This is a genomic window from Achromobacter anxifer (assembly GCF_903652925.1).
GTDB classification, from domain to species: Bacteria; Pseudomonadota; Gammaproteobacteria; order Burkholderiales; family Burkholderiaceae_B; genus Achromobacter; species Achromobacter anxifer.
Genome location: NZ_CAHLAR010000003.1, coordinates 374,884 through 390,566, shown reverse-complemented (window position 1 = coordinate 390,566; position 15,683 = coordinate 374,884). Strand labels below are relative to the sequence as shown.

14 protein-coding genes are annotated in these 15,683 nt (G+C 68.2%); 11 read left to right on the top strand and 3 right to left on the bottom strand.

The genetic code is table 11. The features are described 5' to 3' along the window. The first annotated feature begins 64 nt into the window (after positions 1–64). The 3 genes from HWY37_RS11020 (at position 65) to HWY37_RS11010 (ending at position 3,226) form a co-directional block, all read left to right on the top strand. Positions 65–1,423 carry an MFS transporter gene (locus HWY37_RS11020; protein ID WP_175207922.1) on the top strand — a complete coding sequence of 453 codons (1,359 nt, stop codon included), beginning with the start codon at positions 65–67 and terminating at the stop codon, positions 1,421–1,423. Continuing rightward, positions 1,420–1,914 (top strand): GAF domain-containing protein, encoded by a 495-nt coding sequence (locus HWY37_RS11015; RefSeq protein ID WP_176088624.1) that lies wholly within the window; start codon positions 1,420–1,422, stop codon positions 1,912–1,914. Before HWY37_RS11020 ends, HWY37_RS11015 begins: the two co-directional genes overlap by 4 nt. Positions 1,915–1,978: 64 nt before the next feature. Continuing rightward, the gene (locus HWY37_RS11010; protein ID WP_176088623.1) at positions 1,979–3,226 is read left to right on the top strand and encodes a metal-dependent hydrolase family protein; all 1,248 of its coding nucleotides are present in this window, start codon (positions 1,979–1,981) and stop codon (positions 3,224–3,226) included. A 4-nt stretch (positions 3,227–3,230) separates the two neighbouring features. On the opposite strand, the gene norR is transcribed toward HWY37_RS11010, so the two are convergent. After that, entirely contained in the window at positions 3,231–4,760 is a 1,530-nt protein-coding gene (gene norR / locus HWY37_RS11005; RefSeq protein ID WP_175207925.1) for a nitric oxide reductase transcriptional regulator NorR, read from the bottom strand. Between the two features lie 151 nt (positions 4,761–4,911). Here norR and ytfE point away from each other — a divergent pair, with 151 nt between their 5' ends. The 8 genes from ytfE to HWY37_RS10965 all read left to right on the top strand — a co-directional run bounded on the left by ytfE (position 4,912) and on the right by HWY37_RS10965 (position 13,569). Beyond that, a complete protein-coding gene (gene ytfE / locus HWY37_RS11000; protein WP_176088622.1) occupies positions 4,912–5,592 on the top strand; it encodes an iron-sulfur cluster repair protein YtfE in 681 nt (226 codons plus the stop codon). Between the two features lie 61 nt (positions 5,593–5,653). Next, complete coding sequence (locus tag HWY37_RS10995) at positions 5,654–6,571, top strand: DUF808 domain-containing protein (RefSeq protein ID WP_176088621.1); 918 nt, start codon at positions 5,654–5,656, stop codon at positions 6,569–6,571. Positions 6,572–6,761: 190 nt separating this feature from the next. Beyond that, positions 6,762–7,631: an alpha/beta hydrolase family protein gene (locus HWY37_RS10990; protein ID WP_176088620.1), complete on the top strand. Its 870-nt coding sequence runs from the start codon at positions 6,762–6,764 to the stop codon at positions 7,629–7,631. 61 nt (positions 7,632–7,692) lie between these two features. After that, positions 7,693–8,637, top strand: a complete 945-nt coding sequence (locus HWY37_RS10985) for an ABC transporter permease (RefSeq protein WP_175207929.1) — start codon at positions 7,693–7,695, stop codon at positions 8,635–8,637. Further along, positions 8,634–9,455, top strand: a complete 822-nt coding sequence (locus tag HWY37_RS10980) for an ABC transporter permease (protein ID WP_175207930.1) — start codon at positions 8,634–8,636, stop codon at positions 9,453–9,455. Before HWY37_RS10985 ends, HWY37_RS10980 begins: the two co-directional genes overlap by 4 nt. Beyond that, the gene (locus tag HWY37_RS10975) at positions 9,452–11,107 is read left to right on the top strand and encodes an ABC transporter ATP-binding protein (RefSeq protein WP_176088619.1); all 1,656 of its coding nucleotides are present in this window, start codon (positions 9,452–9,454) and stop codon (positions 11,105–11,107) included. The genes HWY37_RS10980 and HWY37_RS10975 overlap by 4 nt, the downstream gene beginning before the upstream one ends. Positions 11,108–11,204: 97 nt before the next feature. After that, a complete protein-coding gene (locus tag HWY37_RS10970) occupies positions 11,205–11,825 on the top strand; it encodes a GntR family transcriptional regulator (RefSeq protein WP_176088618.1) in 621 nt (206 codons plus the stop codon). A 184-nt stretch (positions 11,826–12,009) separates the two neighbouring features. Next, entirely contained in the window at positions 12,010–13,569 is a 1,560-nt protein-coding gene (locus HWY37_RS10965; protein ID WP_176088617.1) for an ABC transporter substrate-binding protein, read from the top strand. A gap of 147 nt (positions 13,570–13,716) precedes the next feature. Here the strand turns inward: HWY37_RS10965 and HWY37_RS10960 are convergent, their stop codons facing one another. Both HWY37_RS10960 and HWY37_RS10955 read right to left on the bottom strand, forming a co-directional pair. Continuing rightward, on the bottom strand, positions 13,717–14,712 hold the full coding sequence (locus HWY37_RS10960) for a Bug family tripartite tricarboxylate transporter substrate binding protein (RefSeq protein WP_176088616.1): 996 nt from the start codon (positions 14,710–14,712) through the stop codon (positions 13,717–13,719). 43 nt (positions 14,713–14,755) lie between these two features. Beyond that, a complete protein-coding gene (locus HWY37_RS10955; RefSeq protein ID WP_176088615.1) occupies positions 14,756–15,682 on the bottom strand; it encodes an allantoinase PuuE in 927 nt (308 codons plus the stop codon). Between the last annotated feature and the right edge of the window lies 1 nt (position 15,683).

The window sequence follows — 15,683 nt, the reverse complement described above, 5'->3', positions numbered from 1 at the left end:
GGGGGGATTTCGTGTGGGCGCATCTACGGGATAGGGCACCAACCGTCGACTACAGGGGAACCGCATGTCCATGATCTCGGCGCGGATCGAGCGCCTGCCTTTCGCGCGTTTTCATAAGCATCTGCTGCTGATGGGCGGCCTGGGCTATATGTTCGACGCCATGGACGCCGCCGTGCTGGCGTTCATCCTGCCGGTGCTGCGCACGGAGTGGGGCTTGAGCAGCGTGCAGATCGGCCTCTTGGGCAGCAGCACTTTCATCGGCTTCTTCTTCGGCGCCTTGCTGGCAGGCACGCTGGGCGACCTGATCGGCCGGCGCGCGGTGATGATGTGGGCATTGGCGCTGTATTGCGTGGCGTCGCTGGTGAGCGCCTGGGTGGACAGCTGGCCGCCGTTCTTCGCGGCGCGGGTGGTCGCGGGCATGGGCACGGGCGCCGAGAGCGCCATCATCGCGCCTTATCTTGCGGAATTCGTGGCGCGGCGCTTTCGCGGCAGCTTCACCGGGGCGCTGGCGGGCTTCTTCTCGTTCGGTTTCGTGGCGGCCGCGTTGCTGGGCTATTTCATCGTGCCGGCGCACGCCAGCGGCTGGCGCATCGTGCTGGTGATCACCGCGCTGCCCGTCGTGATGCTGCTGTGGTGGCGGCGGGCGCTGCCCGAGTCGCCGCGCTGGCTGGAAAGCCGGGGCCGCGAGCAGGAGGCGGGCGTCATCCTGGACCGGATCGAGGCCGACTTCACGCGGCGCGGCCACGCGCTGGCCGAGCCGCGGCCCGAACCGGCCGAGCCCGCGCGTGGCGGCGGCAGCCTGCGCGAGAATTTCGCGCTGCTGGTCACCGGCCGCCAGGCCCGCATCACCTTCATGACCTGGATCATGTGGCTGTCCATCACCTTCAGCTACTACTCGTTCTTCGTCTGGATTCCCGGCCTGCTGGTCGAGAGCGGGATGAGCATCACCAAGAGCTTTTCGTATTCGCTGGCCATGTATTGCGCGCAGGTGCCGGGCTATTTCAGCGCGGCCTGGCTCAACGAGAAGATCGGCCGGCAGGCCACCATCGCCAGCTACATGCTGCTGGGCGGCGCCAGCGCGCTGGGCCTGGCGCTGTCGCACAGCGACGGGCAGATCATGCTGGCCGGCGTGCTGATGTCGTTCTTCATGAACGGCACCTATGCGGGCGTGTACGCCTACACCGCGGAAGTGTTTCCCACGGCGGTGCGCACCACGGGTGCGGGGCTGGCCTCCGCCATCGGCCGGGTGGGCGCCATCGTCTCGCCCATCCTGGTGGGCTATCTGTATCCGAACTTCGGTTTCCTGGGCGTGTTCGGCACCACCACGGTGACCCTGCTGCTGGGCGCGCTGGTGGTGGTGCTGATGGGCGTGCCCACGCGCGGACGCTCGCTGGAGGAAATCGCGGCCGGAGGCGTGAAATGAGCGGCGCCCGCGCGGGCGTGATTCCGGCGCTGGACGCCCTGGCGCGCGCGCATGCCGACGCCGGCCAGCCGCAGGCGGTGTACGCGGCGGCGGACCGGGCCCTGGCCGCCGCCATCGGCCACCGCCTGTTCACCATCCTGTCCTACGACCCGGACACCGCCCTGGCGACGCGGCTGTACTCGAACCTGCCCGAGGCCTATCCCGCCGGCGGCAGCAAGACCCTGGCCCCGGGGCCATGGACCGAAACCGTGTTGAACCGGGGCGAACCCTACATCGGCCGCACGCCGGAAGATCTGCAGGCGGTCTTTTCCGACCATGCGCTGATCGCATCGCTGGATTGCCAGAGCGTGCTGAACATGCCGATACGCTGGCGCGGCCGCACCGTGGGCTCGCTGAACCTGCTGCACGCCGCGCACTGGTACGGACCAGACGACGCGGCCGCGTGCCGGCCCTATGCCCAACTGGTGCTGCCGGCGCTGTGCTGCGCCTGACGCGGACGCCGCAACGCCGCTGCCGATTTCTACACGCATCCATCATCCGAACCAAGGGAACATCATGGAAAGCACATTGTTCAAGAACGCCGCGCTGCTGGACCCGGCCCGGCCCGACCTATTGGAAGGCCACGACGTGCTGGTCGAGGACGGCCTGGTCAAGGAAGTCTCGGACCGGCCCCTGACCGCGGCGAAGGCGCGTGTCATCGACCTGAAGGGCAAGACGCTGATGCCCGGCCTGATCGACCTGCACGTGCACGTGATCGCGGTGCAGCTGAATCTGCCGCAGCAGATGGCGATGCCCAACGTGCTGGTGACGTTCCGCTCCGCGCCCATCCTGCGCGACATGCTGCGGCGCGGCTTCACCACGGTGCGCGACGCGGGCGGCGCGGGCCATGCCTTCAAGCAGGCGGTGGAGCAGGGCCTGGTGCAGGGGCCGCGCCTGTTCGTGTCCGGCCGGGCCTTGAGCCAGACGGGCGGCCACGGCGACGGGCGCGCGCGCACCGACTTCATGCCGGGCGATTCGCCGTGTCCCTGCTGCGTGCGGGTCGGGGCGCTGGCGCGCGTGGCCGACGGCGTGGACGAGGTGCGCCGCGCCGTGCGCCAGGAACTGCAGATGGGCGCGGACCAGATCAAGATCATGGCATCGGGCGGGGTGGCTTCGCCGACCGATCCGGTGGGCGCCTGGGGCTATTCGGAAGACGAGATCCGAGCCATCGTGGCCGAGGCCCGCGCCCGCCAGACCTATGTGCTGGCCCACGCCTATACCGCGGACGCGATCGCGCGGGCCGTGCGCTGCGGCGTGCGCACCATCGAGCACGGCAACCTGGTCGACGCCGAGGCCGCGCGGCTGATGGCGGATAGCGGGGCCTATGTGGTGCCCACGCTCGTGACCTACGAGGCGCTGGCCACGGAAGGCGCGGATCTCGGCCTGCCCGTGGACAGCGTGGCCAAGATCGCGCAGGTGCGCAACGCCGGCCTGCATTCGCTGGAAATCTACCGCGACGCGGGCGTCGCCATGGGCTTCGGCACGGACCTGCTGGGGCCGTCGCACCGGCTGCAGAGCGACGAGTTCCGCCTGCGCGCCGAGGTGCTGGGGCCGCAGGCCGTGATCGCCAGCGCCACGCTGGTGGGCGCCGAAGTGCTGGGCATGAGGGACAAGCTGGGCCGCATCGCGCCGGGCGCGTTCGCCGACATGCTGGTGGTGGACGGCAATCCGCTGCGCGACGTGTCCTGCCTGCTGGGCCAGGGCGAGCGCATTCCGCTGGTGATGCAGGGCGGCAAGGTGCAGTTCGACGAACTGGCGGCCTGAAGCCTCAGCCCTTCAGCCCGATGCGCCGCGCCAGCTTGTGCAGGTTGCTGGAGTCCACGCCCAGCGCGCGCGCCGCGTGGGCCCAGTTGCCCTGATGCGTGTCCAGCGCCCGGCGGATGGCCTGGCGCTGGCAGGCGTCCACCGCCTCGCGCAGCGTCTGTTCCGGGCCGGCGGGAGCGGGCGCTTCGGCGTCGTCTTGCGGCGCCGCCAGGGGCATGTCGCCGTCGGACAGGTCCAGCAGCTTGGCGCCCAGGGTCACGATCTCGTTGCGCGTGGCGCCATGGCTGACGGCCTTGATCGCGGCGCGGCTGATGACGTGTTCCAGTTCGCGCACATTGCCGGGCCAGCGGTAGCGGCGCAGCATGTCCTCGGCTTCCGGCGACAGCCGCAGGCTGCGCAGGCCCAGCCGCGCGCGGTTCAGTTCGAGGTAGCGGCCGGCCAGCAGCAGCACGTCATTGCCGCGTTCGCGCAGCGGCGGAATCGGAATCGGGTAGACCGACAGGCGGTGGTACAGGTCGGCGCGGAAATCGCCGGCGCGCACCAGGTCGCGCAGGCTGCGGTTGGTGGCGGCCAGGATGCGCACGTCGACGCGGCGCGGGCGGTCGTCGCCCAGGCGCTGGATTTCGCCGTTCTGCAAGGTGCGCAGGAGCTTGGCCTGCACCAGCAGCGGCAGTTCCCCCACTTCGTCCAGGAACAGCGTGCCGCCGTTGGCGGCCTCGAAGCGGCCGGGACGGTCGGCCACGGCGCCCGAGAACGCGCCCTTGGCGTGGCCGAACAATTCGCTTTCGGCCAGCGATTCGGGCAGGGCGGCGCAGTTCACGTGCACCAGCGGCTTGTCGCGGCGGCGCGACAGGCGGTGCACGCGGTGCGCGAACAGTTCCTTGCCCACGCCGGTTTCGCCCAGCAGCAGGATGGGCAGCTCGGAATCCGCCACCACCTGGATCTCGTGCAGCAGGCGGCCGATGGCGGCGCTTTGTCCCAGGATCTCGTTGCTGTCGGCGACCGCGCTGTCCGCGGGCTCGGCGCCGCGCGCCACGCGCAGCGCCCGGATCTCCGCCTCCAGCCGGGTGGTGCGCAGCGCGGCCTCCAGCAGCACGATGTAGTCGCGCAGGTCGGACTGGGCCTCGGCGTCGAAGGTGCCGACCTCCAGCGCGTCCAGGGTCAGCACGCCCCAGGGCCGGCCTTCGATATGCAGGCTGGTGCCCATGCAGTCGTGCACCGGCAGCGGTTCGCCCGCCATGCCGTTGATCAGCCCGTCATAGGGATCGGGCAGGGTGCTGTCGTGGTGAAAGCAGGTGACCCCGCGCCGCGCCAGGATGGCCGCCAGCCGCGGATGCTGCTGGACCGCGAAGCGGCGTCCCAGCGCGTCCTGGGTCAGGCCGTCCACCGCGATGGGACGCAGGTGGTCCTCTTCCAACTGCAGCAGCGCCACGGCGCCGCAGCGGAAATGCGTGCGCAGGCTGGAGACCAGCCGCTGCAGGCGGACTGCGGGAGGAAGATCGGCGACGAGATCGGCGAGCAGCAGGTTTTGCATGGGTCAATCTTACCGTTGGGGGTGATTTGAACCCCGGGTTGCCAGGGTCATATCTACCCTTTATTTGGTAATTCCTTGATAAACCGCAAGTTTTTTCTGGCACGCTTTTCGCATCTGTCCTGGTACCCGTCACGAACCATGGAGAGACGAAATGAACCTCGCCGAACAATCCCTGGGCCAACTGGCCCGCAGCATCCCTGGCGCTACCCAGGTGTTTCATGAATACCAGCTGGATTTCTGCTGCGGCGGCAAGAAGAGCCTGGCCGAGGCGGCGGCCCAGCGCTCGCTGGACGCGGCGCAGATCGAGGCGCGCCTGGCCGAGCTGGCGCGCAACCCGTCCCAGGAGACCGATTGGGGCCAGGCCTCGACCGCCGAGCTGGTCGATCACATCCTGGCGCGCTATCACGAGGTGCATCGCCAGCAGCTGCCCGAACTGATCCGGCTGGCGCTGAAGGTGGAGCAGGTGCACGCCGACAGCCCGGACTGCCCGACCGGGCTGGCCGAACATCTGCGCGGCATGCAGCAGGAACTGGAAAGCCATATGCAGAAGGAGGAGCAGGTGCTGTTCCCGATGCTGGCCCGCGGCCATGGCGCCATGGCCGGCATGCCCATCATGGTCATGCGCGCCGAACACGACGACCACGGCGTGGCGCTGGAACGGCTGCTGGCACTGACCAACGGCATCACGCTGCCGCGCGCCGCCTGCAATACCTGGCGGGCGCTGTACCTTGGGCTGCGCGCCTTCAAGGAAGACCTGATGGCGCACATCCACCTGGAAAACAACATCCTGTTCGAGAACGCCGCCGGCATGGCGACCCGCGGCCACGGTTAGGGCCGCGCGGGCGCGCGCCCTGTACACTCCAAAAACCTTTTTGGGGTACAGGGGACGCCCGATGGCCGGAAGCAGTTTTTTCGCACTGTTCGACGATATCGCCACCATTCTTGACGACGTGTCCGTCATGACCAAGGTGGCGGCCAAGAAAACGGCCGGCGTGCTGGGCGACGACCTGGCGCTCAATGCCCAGCAGGTCAGCGGCGTGCCGGTCAACCGCGAGCTGCCGGTGGTCTGGGCGGTGGCCAAGGGCTCCTTCATCAACAAGCTGATCCTGGTGCCGGCGGCGCTGCTGATCAGCGCCTTCGCGCCCTGGGCCGTGACGCCCCTGCTAATGGTGGGCGGGGCTTTCCTCTGCTATGAGGGCGTCGAGAAGCTGGCGCACAAGTTCCTGCCGCATGGCGATTCCAGCGAGGGCAACCACGCGGCGCGCGCCCAGGCCCTGCAGGACGGCTCGGTGGACATGGTGGCCTTCGAGCGCGACAAGATCAAAGGCGCGGTGCGCACCGACTTCATCCTGTCGGCGGAAATCATCGTCATCAGCCTGGGGGCGGTGGCGGACGCGGACTTCACCCGCCAGGTGCTGGTGCTGTCGCTCATCGCCATCGCCATGACGGTCGGGGTCTACGGCTTGGTGGCCGGCATCGTCAAACTGGACGACCTGGGCCTCTACCTGAGCCAGAAGTCGTCCCAGGCCATGGCGTGGCTGGGCCGGGGCATCGTGGGCGCGGCGCCTTATCTGATGAAGACGCTCTCGGTGCTCGGCACTGCCGCCATGTTCATGGTGGGCGGCGCCATCTTGACTCACGGCATCGCGCCGGTGCAGGCCGCAGTCGATCAGGCTGCCGCCGCGGTGGGTGGGGGCGGCCTGGTACAGGCGCTGACGGCGACGCTGCTCAACGCCTTGTTCGGCATTGTGGCCGGGGCCGTGGTGCTGGGCGCGGTCAGCCTCGCCAAGCGGCTGTTCAAACGAGGCTGAAGCGGGCAGGCGCCTCCGCCTGCGCCAAAAAGGAGCGCCGCGGCGCTCCTTTTTTACATTCCTAGGGAATCCCCTGCCTTGTTGCGCCGGAATCCATGCGCCTAAAATTGGCGCCAATTTATGTGAACATTATTTCGATCACCGGCACAGACCATGGACCCGCCCGAGCGGCCATGGAAACGAGGAAATCATGCAGTCCAACGCAGCACCCGCCATCCAGCCCGACGCCGCCCGCGCGCGGGCCATGTACGACCTGGGCCACAGCACCGTCTACGCGGCGCGCAGCGACCCGCGCTTTTCCTATTGCACCTACGTGCCGCCGCACATCGACAGCGCCAAGCATCCGATGCAACTGGTGGTGATCATGCACGGCACCGGCCGCGCCTTCGTCGAATACCGCGACGCCTTCGCGGAGTTCGCGCGCTGGAACGATTGCATCGTGCTGTGCCCGTTGTTCCCCGTGAGCCCGCTGGGCGACGGCAACCGCGACGGCTTCAAGCAACTGCGCGAAGGCGACATCCACTACGACCAGGTCCTGCTGGACATGGTGGCGGAAGTGGGCGAGAAGTTCGGCTGCAATTTCGAGAAGTTCGGCCTGTTCGGCTATTCCGGCGGCGGCCAGTTCGTGAACCGCTTCGCCTACCTGCACCCGGAACGCCTGTGGGCGGTCTCGATCGGCGCGCCGGGTTCGGTCACGCTGCTGGACCCGACCCAGGATTGGTGGGTGGGCGTGCGCGACGCGCAGGCGCGTTTCGGCAAGCCCGTCGATATCGAGGCGCTCAAGCAGGTGGCCGTGCACATGATCGTGGGCAAGGCTGACCTGGAGACCTGGGAAATCACCCACCGCGAAGGCGGCAAGTTCTTCATGCCCGGCGCCAACTCCGCCGGCAAGAACCGTCCGGAACGCCTGGAATCGCTGCGCCGCTCGTTCGAGGCGGCCGGCGTGAACGCGACGCTGGACGTGGTGGATAACGTGCCGCACGACGGCTTGAAATGCGTGGGCCAGGTGCAGGACTTCCTGGCCGCCGCCTTGCGCAAGATGCGGCATGAAGGCAACTGAGATCGCCGCAAGCGGCGCTCGCGGCCGTCCGCGAGTCCGCGACGAGGAATAGGAGAGGGCCATGTTGCGTTTCGCGCTGTCCCGTATTGTCATGGCCATACCGACACTGCTGATCGTGGCGGTGGCGGTGTTCGTGATGATCCGGCTCATCCCGGGCGATCCCGCCCAATTGTTGCTGGGCGACCTGGCGACGCCGGCGGCGCTGGCCGACCTGCGGGCGCGGCTGGGCCTGGACCAGACCTGGCTGACCCAGTTCGGCATCTGGTTCGGCAATATGCTGCACGGCGACCTGGGTTCGTCCATCAACACCGGCCAGCCGGTGCTGCCGCTGGTGTGGGACCGCTTCCTGATCAGCGGCCGCGTGGTGGTGGTGGCGGTGCTGTTCGCCGCGCTGGTGGCGGTGCCCGCCGGCATGATCGCCGCCTGGAAGCAGAACAAGGCGCCCGACCTGTTCCTGGTGGGCACGGCCACGCTGCTGGTGTCGATCCCGACCTTCTGGCTGGGCCTGCTGCTGCTGATCTTCTTCGGCCTGAAGCTGCAATGGCTGCCGGTGGTGGGCTACGTGTCCATCGGCGAGGACTGGAAGGCCGGCCTGCTGTACCTGGCCATGCCCATCCTGACGCTGTTCCTGCATGAGATCGGCGTGCTGATGCGCATGGCGCGGGCCAGCACGCTGGAAGTGCTACGCCTGGACTACATCACCCATGCGCGCGCCAAGGGCCTGTCGGAATCCGCGGTGCTGATGCGCCACGCGTTCCGCAACGCCTTCGGCCCGACCTGGACGCTGATCGGCCTGGTGCTGGGCAACCTGCTGGGCGGCATCGCGGTGGTGGAAACCGTGTTCACCATCCCCGGGCTGGGACGCCTGCTGGTGGATTCCATCTTCGCCCGCGATTACCCCGTGATCCAGGGCTGTCTGCTGTTCGTGGGCGTGGTCTACGTGATCGTGAACCTGTTCATCGACCTTTGCTATCCCATCTTCGACCCGAGAGTGACCGCCGAATGAAAAAGCGAATCGCAGCCAACGCGCTACTGGGCGGCGTGATCGTGGCGCTGATGATAGTGGCGGCCATCATGGGCGCCTTCTGGACGCCGCACGACCCGCTCAAGATCAACTTCGTGGCCCGGCTCCGGCCGCCCGGCGGAGAATTCCTGCTGGGCACGGACGAGTTCGGACGCGACGAGCTGTCGCGCCTGCTGGCTGGCGCCTCCAGCAGCGTCTGGATCAGCCTGCTGACGGTGACCTTCGCCATCGTCGCGGGCACCGCCATCGGCACCCTCACGGGTTTCGTGCGCGGCTGGACCGACCGCATTATCATGGCCTTCAACAATGCGCTGCTGGCCTTTCCCGGCTTGCTGCTGGCGCTGGGCCTGCTGGCGGTGGTGGGCGCCAACAAGTACGGCATCATCCTGGCGCTGGGCCTGGCCTACACGCCGTCGGTGACGCGCATCGTGCGCGGCACGGTGCTGTCGCTGCGCGAGAAGGAGTTCATCGAATCCTCGCGCGTGCTGGGCAACTCCGAGCTCTACACCATGTTCCGCCACGTGCTGCCCAATTGCGTGGCGCCGCTGACGGTGCTGGCCACCTCCATGTTCGGCTGGGTCATCCTGGCGGAAAGCGCGCTGTCCTTCCTGGGCCTGGGCGTGCCGCCGCCCGCGCCGACCTGGGGCAACATGCTGGCCGCGGCCAGGCCCTTCATGGCGCAGGCCTCCTATCTTTCCATTCTTCCCGGCCTGGCCATCGCGCTCGCGCTGCTGGGGATCAATCTGCTGGGCGACGCGGTGCGAGACCGTCTCGATCCCCGCATGAGGGGCGTGCAATGAGCGCATTGGTATCCGTATCGAATCTGTCCCTGACGGTGGGGGCCGGCGGCCGGGAAATCGTCAGCGGCGTGTCCTTCGAGGTGGCGCCGGGCGAAATGGTCGGCATCGTCGGCGAGTCCGGCAGCGGCAAGACCCAGGCCGCGCGCGCCATCATGGGGTTGACGCCATCGCCGCTGGTGGTGGCGGGCGGCTCCATCAAATTCGAAGACGTGGAAGTGACGAAGGGTGCGCCGGCCGCGCTGCGCAAGCTGCGCGGGGCGCGCATCGGCATGGTGTTTCAGGAGCCGATGACCTCGCTGAACCCGTCCATGCCCATCGGCCGCCAGCTCGACGAAGGCCTGAAGCTGCACCGCAAGGACCTGTCCGCGGCGGCGCGGCGCGAACGCATCCTGGAAATGCTGCGCCGGGTCGGCATCCGCGATCCCAAGGGGGCGATGGAAGCCTGGCCCCACGAGTTCTCGGGCGGCATGCGCCAGCGCATGATGCTGGCGTCGGTCATGCTGCTGGAGCCCGCGCTGCTGATCGCCGACGAGCCCACCACGGCGCTGGACGCGGTGGTGCAGCGCGACGTGCTGGAACTGATGGTGGACCTGACCCGCGAGCACAACACCGCGGTGCTGATGATCAGCCACGACCTGCCCATGGTGGCGCGCTATACCGAACGCATGGTGGTGATGCAGCACGGCAAGGTGCTGGAGACCGGCGCCACGGCCGCCATCCTGGAACGGCCGCAGCATCCCTATACGCGCAAGCTGCTGGACGCCATGCCGCGCCGGCTGCCGGCGCGGCAGGTGGGCAAGGAAGCGCCCATCGTCGAAGTGAAGAACCTGGTGGTGGACTACGCCGGGCACCAGCGGCTGTTCTCGCGCACGGGCGCCAAGCGCGCGCTCGGCGGCATCGACCTGCACGTCAGGCCGCGCGAGGTGGTGGCGGTGGTGGGCGGTTCGGGTTCCGGGAAGACCACGCTGGGCCGGGCCATCGCCGGGCTGCTGGCGCCGACCTCGGGCCAGATCCTGTTCCGCGGCCAGTCCGTCAGCCGCCGTTCCGCCTCCTGGCGCGACTACCGGCTGAACTGCCAGATGGTGTTCCAGGACCCGTATTCCTCGCTGGATCCGCGCATGACCATCGGCCAGCTGGTGGGCGAGGGCCTGCGCATGCTGGACGACATGCCGGCCGCGGACAAGCGCCGCCGGGTCGACGAAGTGCTGGCCGAGGTCGGGCTGGGCTCCGAGTACGCCAAGCGCTATCCCCACGAGATGTCCGGCGGGCAGCGCCAGCGCGTGGCGATCGCCCGCGCCATCGTGCGCCGCCCGGCCTTCGTCATTGCCGACGAGCCGGTGTCCGCGCTGGACGTGACCGTGCGGGCGCAGGTGCTGGACCTGTTCGCCGACCTGCAGGAGCGCCACGGCTTTTCCTGCCTGTTCATCAGCCATGACCTGGGAGTAGTGGAGCAGGTGGCCGACCGCGTGGTGGTGATGCGCGACGGCGGCATCGTCGAACAGGGTTCGCGCGACGCCGTGTTCGACCAGCCGCAAGAGGAGTACACCCGCAGCCTGCTGTCGGCGATTCCGGCGCTGGAAGCCACCGATACCGGCGGCGTGCGCCTGCGCTGGCGGCTGGACCGGCCCGAGGAATTGCAGGCTCGCGCCTGATCGGGGGAAGGGTTTCCCAGGGGGCGGCGCCCGCGCCGTCGCCCGCGGGACTTACGCATAAAATACGCGCTTCGGATTTGATAGACGGGAGTGGTCCATGCCGAAAGCGGCAACGGCACAGCCCGGGCTGGTTGATCGCATTGCCCAGGATATACAGGCGGGCGTGTACGGTCCCGGCGCCTGGCTGAAACAGATCGACCTGCAGGAACGCTATGACGCCAAGCGTCTGGACGTCCGGCGGGCGTTAGACCAATTGGCCGCCAAGCGGCTGATCGCGCACATCCCGAACCGGGGCTACCACGTCTACGCCATGGACCCCGACCAGCACCTGCAGATCCGCGACATCCGCATCCTGCTGGAGACGGGCGCGGCGGCCGACCTGATGCCCAACGTCACGGCCGCCAAGGTGCGGGCGCTGCGCACCCTGGCCGAACGCTTCGCCAAGCTGCTGCAGGATGGCACGCTGCTGGAGCAGTACGAGGTCAACCTGGCTTTCCACGCGGGCATGTACGACATGTGCGGCAACCGCGAGCTGGTCGCGCTGATCCACGAAACCCGCGCCCGCGGTCCGGCCGCGCCGGCCAAGGAATGGGTGACGCGCTCGCGCATCGAGCTGTCCGCGCGCGAACACTTCGACATGGTGGACGCCCTGGAGGCGCGCGACGTCAAGCGCCTGCAGAAGATCATCGCCCAGCACGTGGGGCAGGATATCTCCTGACGCGCGTCCGGCGATTTCTGCCCCACGCATGCGGCGGCCCCTGACAGGGGCCGCCGTTTTTCATTCCGGCGCCACTTTCAGGGATAGCCCCGATAGCGGCGCGCCATATTCCGCCCATAATGAGCAGCTAATTTTGGCGCCAATATATGCGTGAATTTTGCGCCGCACGCCGGGGAGTCTTTGCATGCACCACCTTTTCGTACCCAGAGCGCTCGCGCTCAGCCTGGCGCTGGCCGCCGCCGGCTCGGCCCAGGCCGCGATGCTCACCATCGCCCAGCCGGCCGACATCCGCTCGACCAACCCCGGCGTCAACCGCGACAACACCACCGATGGCGTGATCCTCAACATCGTCGAGGGCCTGGTCGGCTATCGCGAGAACGGCACCGTCGGCCCGCTGCTGGCCAAGTCGGTCGACCTGTCGGACGACGGCCTGACCTACACCTTCAAGCTGCGCGACGGCGTCAAGTTCCACAACGGCGCCACCCTGACCTCGGCCGACGTGCTCTGGAGCTGGCAGCGCTACATGGATCCGAAGACGGATTGGCGCTGCCGCAGCGACTTCGACGGCCGCAACGGCCTGAAGGTGACGGACGTGTCCGCGCCCGACGCCCAGACCGTGGTGATGAAGGTGGACCGCAAGTCCGCGGTGTTCCTGGATTCCCTGGCCCGCACCGACTGTGGCATGACGGCCATCATTTCCAAGGATTCGGTCGCCGCCGACGGCTCCTGGATCAAGCCGGTCGGCACCGGCCCCTACATGTTCAAGGACTGGAAACGCGGCGAATACACCTTGATGTCGGCCTTCAAGGACTATGTCTCGCCCGGCGGCGACAAGCCGGACGGCTACGTGGGCTCCAAGCGCCCGCTGGTGGAAGAGGTGAAGTTCCTGGTGGTGCCGGATCCCTCCACGTCCAAGGCCGGTCTGCTGTCGGGCGCCATCGACGCCGCGCAGATCACCAACACCGACGTGGGCGAGCTGAAGAGCGCCAAGAACCTGAACGTGTTCAGCCCGCATGACGCGGTCAAGCACGTGCTGCTGTTCCAGACCGAGGATCCGGTGCTGAAGAACGTGAAGATCCGCCAGGCCATCGCAGCCTCGCTGGATATTCCGCAGGTCGTGGCCGCCGCCTCCGAAGGCCTGGGCCAGCTGAACAACTCCGCCGTCTATGCGGGCTCGGCCTATTACAAGGACGCGGAGAAGCGCGGCTACAAGTACGACCCGGCGCGGGCGCAGCAGCTGCTGAAGGAAGCGGGCTACAAGGGCGAGCCCGTGGTCATCTACGCCAACAAGCGCGCCCACGTGCCCAGCTACCAGGTGGCGGTGATCGCGCAGGCCATGATGCAGGCCGTGGGCATCAACGCCAAGATCGAGGTGCTGGAATGGGCCACGCAGCTGGACCGCTACAACACCGGCAAGTACCAGATCAGCTCGTTCTCGTTCTCGTCGCGCCTGGATCCATCGCTGAGCTTCGAGCAGTTCGCCGGCGACAAGGCCAAGCAGCCGCGCAAGGTCTGGGACGATCCCGCCGCGCAGAAGCTGATCGACGAGAGCTTCCTGGAATCCGATCCGGCCAAGCGCCAGGCGCTGTTCGACCAGCTGCACGCCCTGATGCTGGAGCAGACGCCGATGCTGATGCTGTACAACGGCGCCGACGCCTGGGCTTCCAGCAAGCGCACCGAAGGCTTCTCGGTATGGGAAGGCAAGCCGCGCGCCTGGGAAACCACGGTGCGTGACGGCAAGTAAGACCGTGAGGTCCGGGCCGGGCCGCGCTTGCGGCCCAGCGGCCCGGAGGCTCAGCGGCCCGGAGGCTCAGCGGCCGGCTGTCCGCCGGCCCGGCCATCCAGCGGCCGGCGCGTTTGCCGCGCACCGGCCGGCCGACGAGTACAGGCGCTAGTCGAGCTTGACGCCGGCCTGCTTGATCACCGTGCCCCAGTCGCGGACCTCATTGCCCAGGAAAGCGCCCAGTTCGGCCGGCGTGGACGCCTCCAGGATCAGGCCTTCGTCGGAAAAGCGCTTGCGCAGTTCGGCGTTGGACAGCACTTTCTCCAGCGCCGGATGCAGGCGCTGCACCACTTCCGCAGGCACGCCCGCAGGCGCCATCAGGCTGTACCAGGTGGTGGCTTCCAGCCCCTTCACGCCCTGCGAAGCCGCGGTCGAGACCTCGGGCAGGGCGGGCGATTTTTCGAGGCCCGTCACGGCTGCGGCGCCGACCCGGCCGCCCTTGTATTGCGGCAGCATTTCCACCACCTGGGTCACGCCCATGCTCAGCTCGCCCGAGGCCACCGCCAGCAGCACCGGCGAGCTGCCCTTGTACGGCACATGCACCAGCTTGCCGCCCGTGGCCAGGTTCAGCACTTCGCCCGTCAGGTGGGTGATGCTGCCCGCGCCGGAAGAGCCGAAGGTCAGCTTGCCCGGGTCCTTGTTGGCCAGGGCGATCAGTTCCGGCAGGTTCTTCGCCGGCAGGCTTGGATTGACCGCGAAGACCAGCGGGCTCTTGCCCACCAGCGTGATGGGCGTGAAGTCCTTCACGGGGTCGTAGTTCAGGTTCGGATACAGGCTGGGCGCGATCGCCAGCGTCGACACATTGCCCAGCAGCAGCGTGTAGCCATCCGGCTCCGCCCGCGCCACCGCATTGGTGCCGATGGTGCCGCCCGCGCCGGCGCGGTTTTCCACGATGACCTGCTTGCCCAGCGTGTCGTTCAGCTGCTGCGACAGCGCGCGCGCCAGCGTGTCGGCCGCGCCGCCAGGCGGGAAGGGCACGACGATGCGGATGGGCTTGCTGGGATAGGCCTCGGCGTGCGCGGCCGGGCTCAGGCCCAGGGCCAGCAATCCGGCCAGGGCCGTGGCCAGCAGGCCGCGGCGATTGATTTTCTGGTACTTCGACATACTGCTCTCCTGATGAGAAAACGTGGGCGATGCAGAAAACGAATCAGCGCGCGGCGTCCTGGCCGGCCGGATGGTGCGCATGCCAATGGCGCGCGATGTCGGCGCGGCGGCATACCCAGACATCGCCGTGCGCCGCCACGTGGTCCAGGAATCGCGCCAGTCCCGCCGCCCGTCCGGGCTGGCCGACCAGCCGCAGGTGCAATCCCACGGACATCATCTTGGGAGCCGTGGCGCCTTCCTCGTACAGCATGTCGAAGGCATCGCGCAGGTACTCGAACAGGTCCTGGCCCGTGGCCATGCCGCCGCGGATGAACTTGGCGTCGTTGTTGGCCAGGCCATAGGGCACCAGCAGGTGGGGCTTGCCGCCGACCCGGGTCCAGTAGGGCAGCTCGTCGTTGTAGGTGTCGGAGTCGTAGAGGAAGCCGCCTTCCTCGGCCAGCAGGGCGCGCGTGTTCAGGCCGGGGCCGTAGCGGCAGTACCAGCCCAGGGGGCGCGAGCCCACCGTGCGGGTGATCGATTCCACGGTGCGGCGGATGCGCTCGCGTTCCTCTTCCAGCGTCAGGTTCTGGTGCCGTTCCCAGCGCCAGCCGTGCGCACACACGTCATAGCCAGCGGCCTTGATCGCCTCGCAGACTTCCGGATTGCGCTCCAGCGCCAGGCCGCAGCCCAGTATCGTGGCCGTCATGCCGCGCGCCTGCAGCAGGCGATGCACCCGCCAGAAGCCGATGCGGCTGCCGTACTCGAACATCGATTCGGCCGCCAGATCGCGCCCCGCGAAGCCACCCGCGCCGCCCTCGGTCAGCCCGGTCTCGGATTCGGCATCGCCGTCAGGCACCGAAGGCTCGCCGCCTTCCTCGTAGTTGATGCACAGGTTCAGCGCCAGGCGCGCGCCGCCCGGCCAACGGGGATCGGGCGGGTTGGCGCCGTAGCCGACGAAGTCGCGGCGCAAATGCGGATAATCGGTAGTCATA

What these genes read in the sequence shown, in the direction of transcription:
- HWY37_RS11020 (WP_175207922.1), top strand. Translation starts at nt 65, where the DNA reads ATGTCCATGATCTCGGCGCGGATCGAGCGCCTGCCTTTCGCGCGTTTT.
- HWY37_RS11015 (WP_176088624.1), top strand. Translation starts at nt 1,420, where the DNA reads ATGAGCGGCGCCCGCGCGGGCGTGATTCCGGCGCTGGACGCCCTGGCG.
- HWY37_RS11010 (WP_176088623.1), top strand. Translation starts at nt 1,979, where the DNA reads ATGGAAAGCACATTGTTCAAGAACGCCGCGCTGCTGGACCCGGCCCGG.
- norR (WP_175207925.1), bottom strand. Translation starts at nt 4,760, where the DNA reads ATGCAAAACCTGCTGCTCGCCGATCTCGTCGCCGATCTTCCTCCCGCA.
- ytfE (WP_176088622.1), top strand. Translation starts at nt 4,912, where the DNA reads ATGAACCTCGCCGAACAATCCCTGGGCCAACTGGCCCGCAGCATCCCT.
- HWY37_RS10995 (WP_176088621.1), top strand. Translation starts at nt 5,654, where the DNA reads ATGGCCGGAAGCAGTTTTTTCGCACTGTTCGACGATATCGCCACCATT.
- HWY37_RS10990 (WP_176088620.1), top strand. Translation starts at nt 6,762, where the DNA reads ATGCAGTCCAACGCAGCACCCGCCATCCAGCCCGACGCCGCCCGCGCG.
- HWY37_RS10985 (WP_175207929.1), top strand. Translation starts at nt 7,693, where the DNA reads ATGTTGCGTTTCGCGCTGTCCCGTATTGTCATGGCCATACCGACACTG.
- HWY37_RS10980 (WP_175207930.1), top strand. Translation starts at nt 8,634, where the DNA reads ATGAAAAAGCGAATCGCAGCCAACGCGCTACTGGGCGGCGTGATCGTG.
- HWY37_RS10975 (WP_176088619.1), top strand. Translation starts at nt 9,452, where the DNA reads ATGAGCGCATTGGTATCCGTATCGAATCTGTCCCTGACGGTGGGGGCC.
- HWY37_RS10970 (WP_176088618.1), top strand. Translation starts at nt 11,205, where the DNA reads ATGCCGAAAGCGGCAACGGCACAGCCCGGGCTGGTTGATCGCATTGCC.
- HWY37_RS10965 (WP_176088617.1), top strand. Translation starts at nt 12,010, where the DNA reads ATGCACCACCTTTTCGTACCCAGAGCGCTCGCGCTCAGCCTGGCGCTG.
- HWY37_RS10960 (WP_176088616.1), bottom strand. Translation starts at nt 14,712, where the DNA reads ATGTCGAAGTACCAGAAAATCAATCGCCGCGGCCTGCTGGCCACGGCC.
- HWY37_RS10955 (WP_176088615.1), bottom strand. Translation starts at nt 15,682, where the DNA reads ATGACTACCGATTATCCGCATTTGCGCCGCGACTTCGTCGGCTACGGC.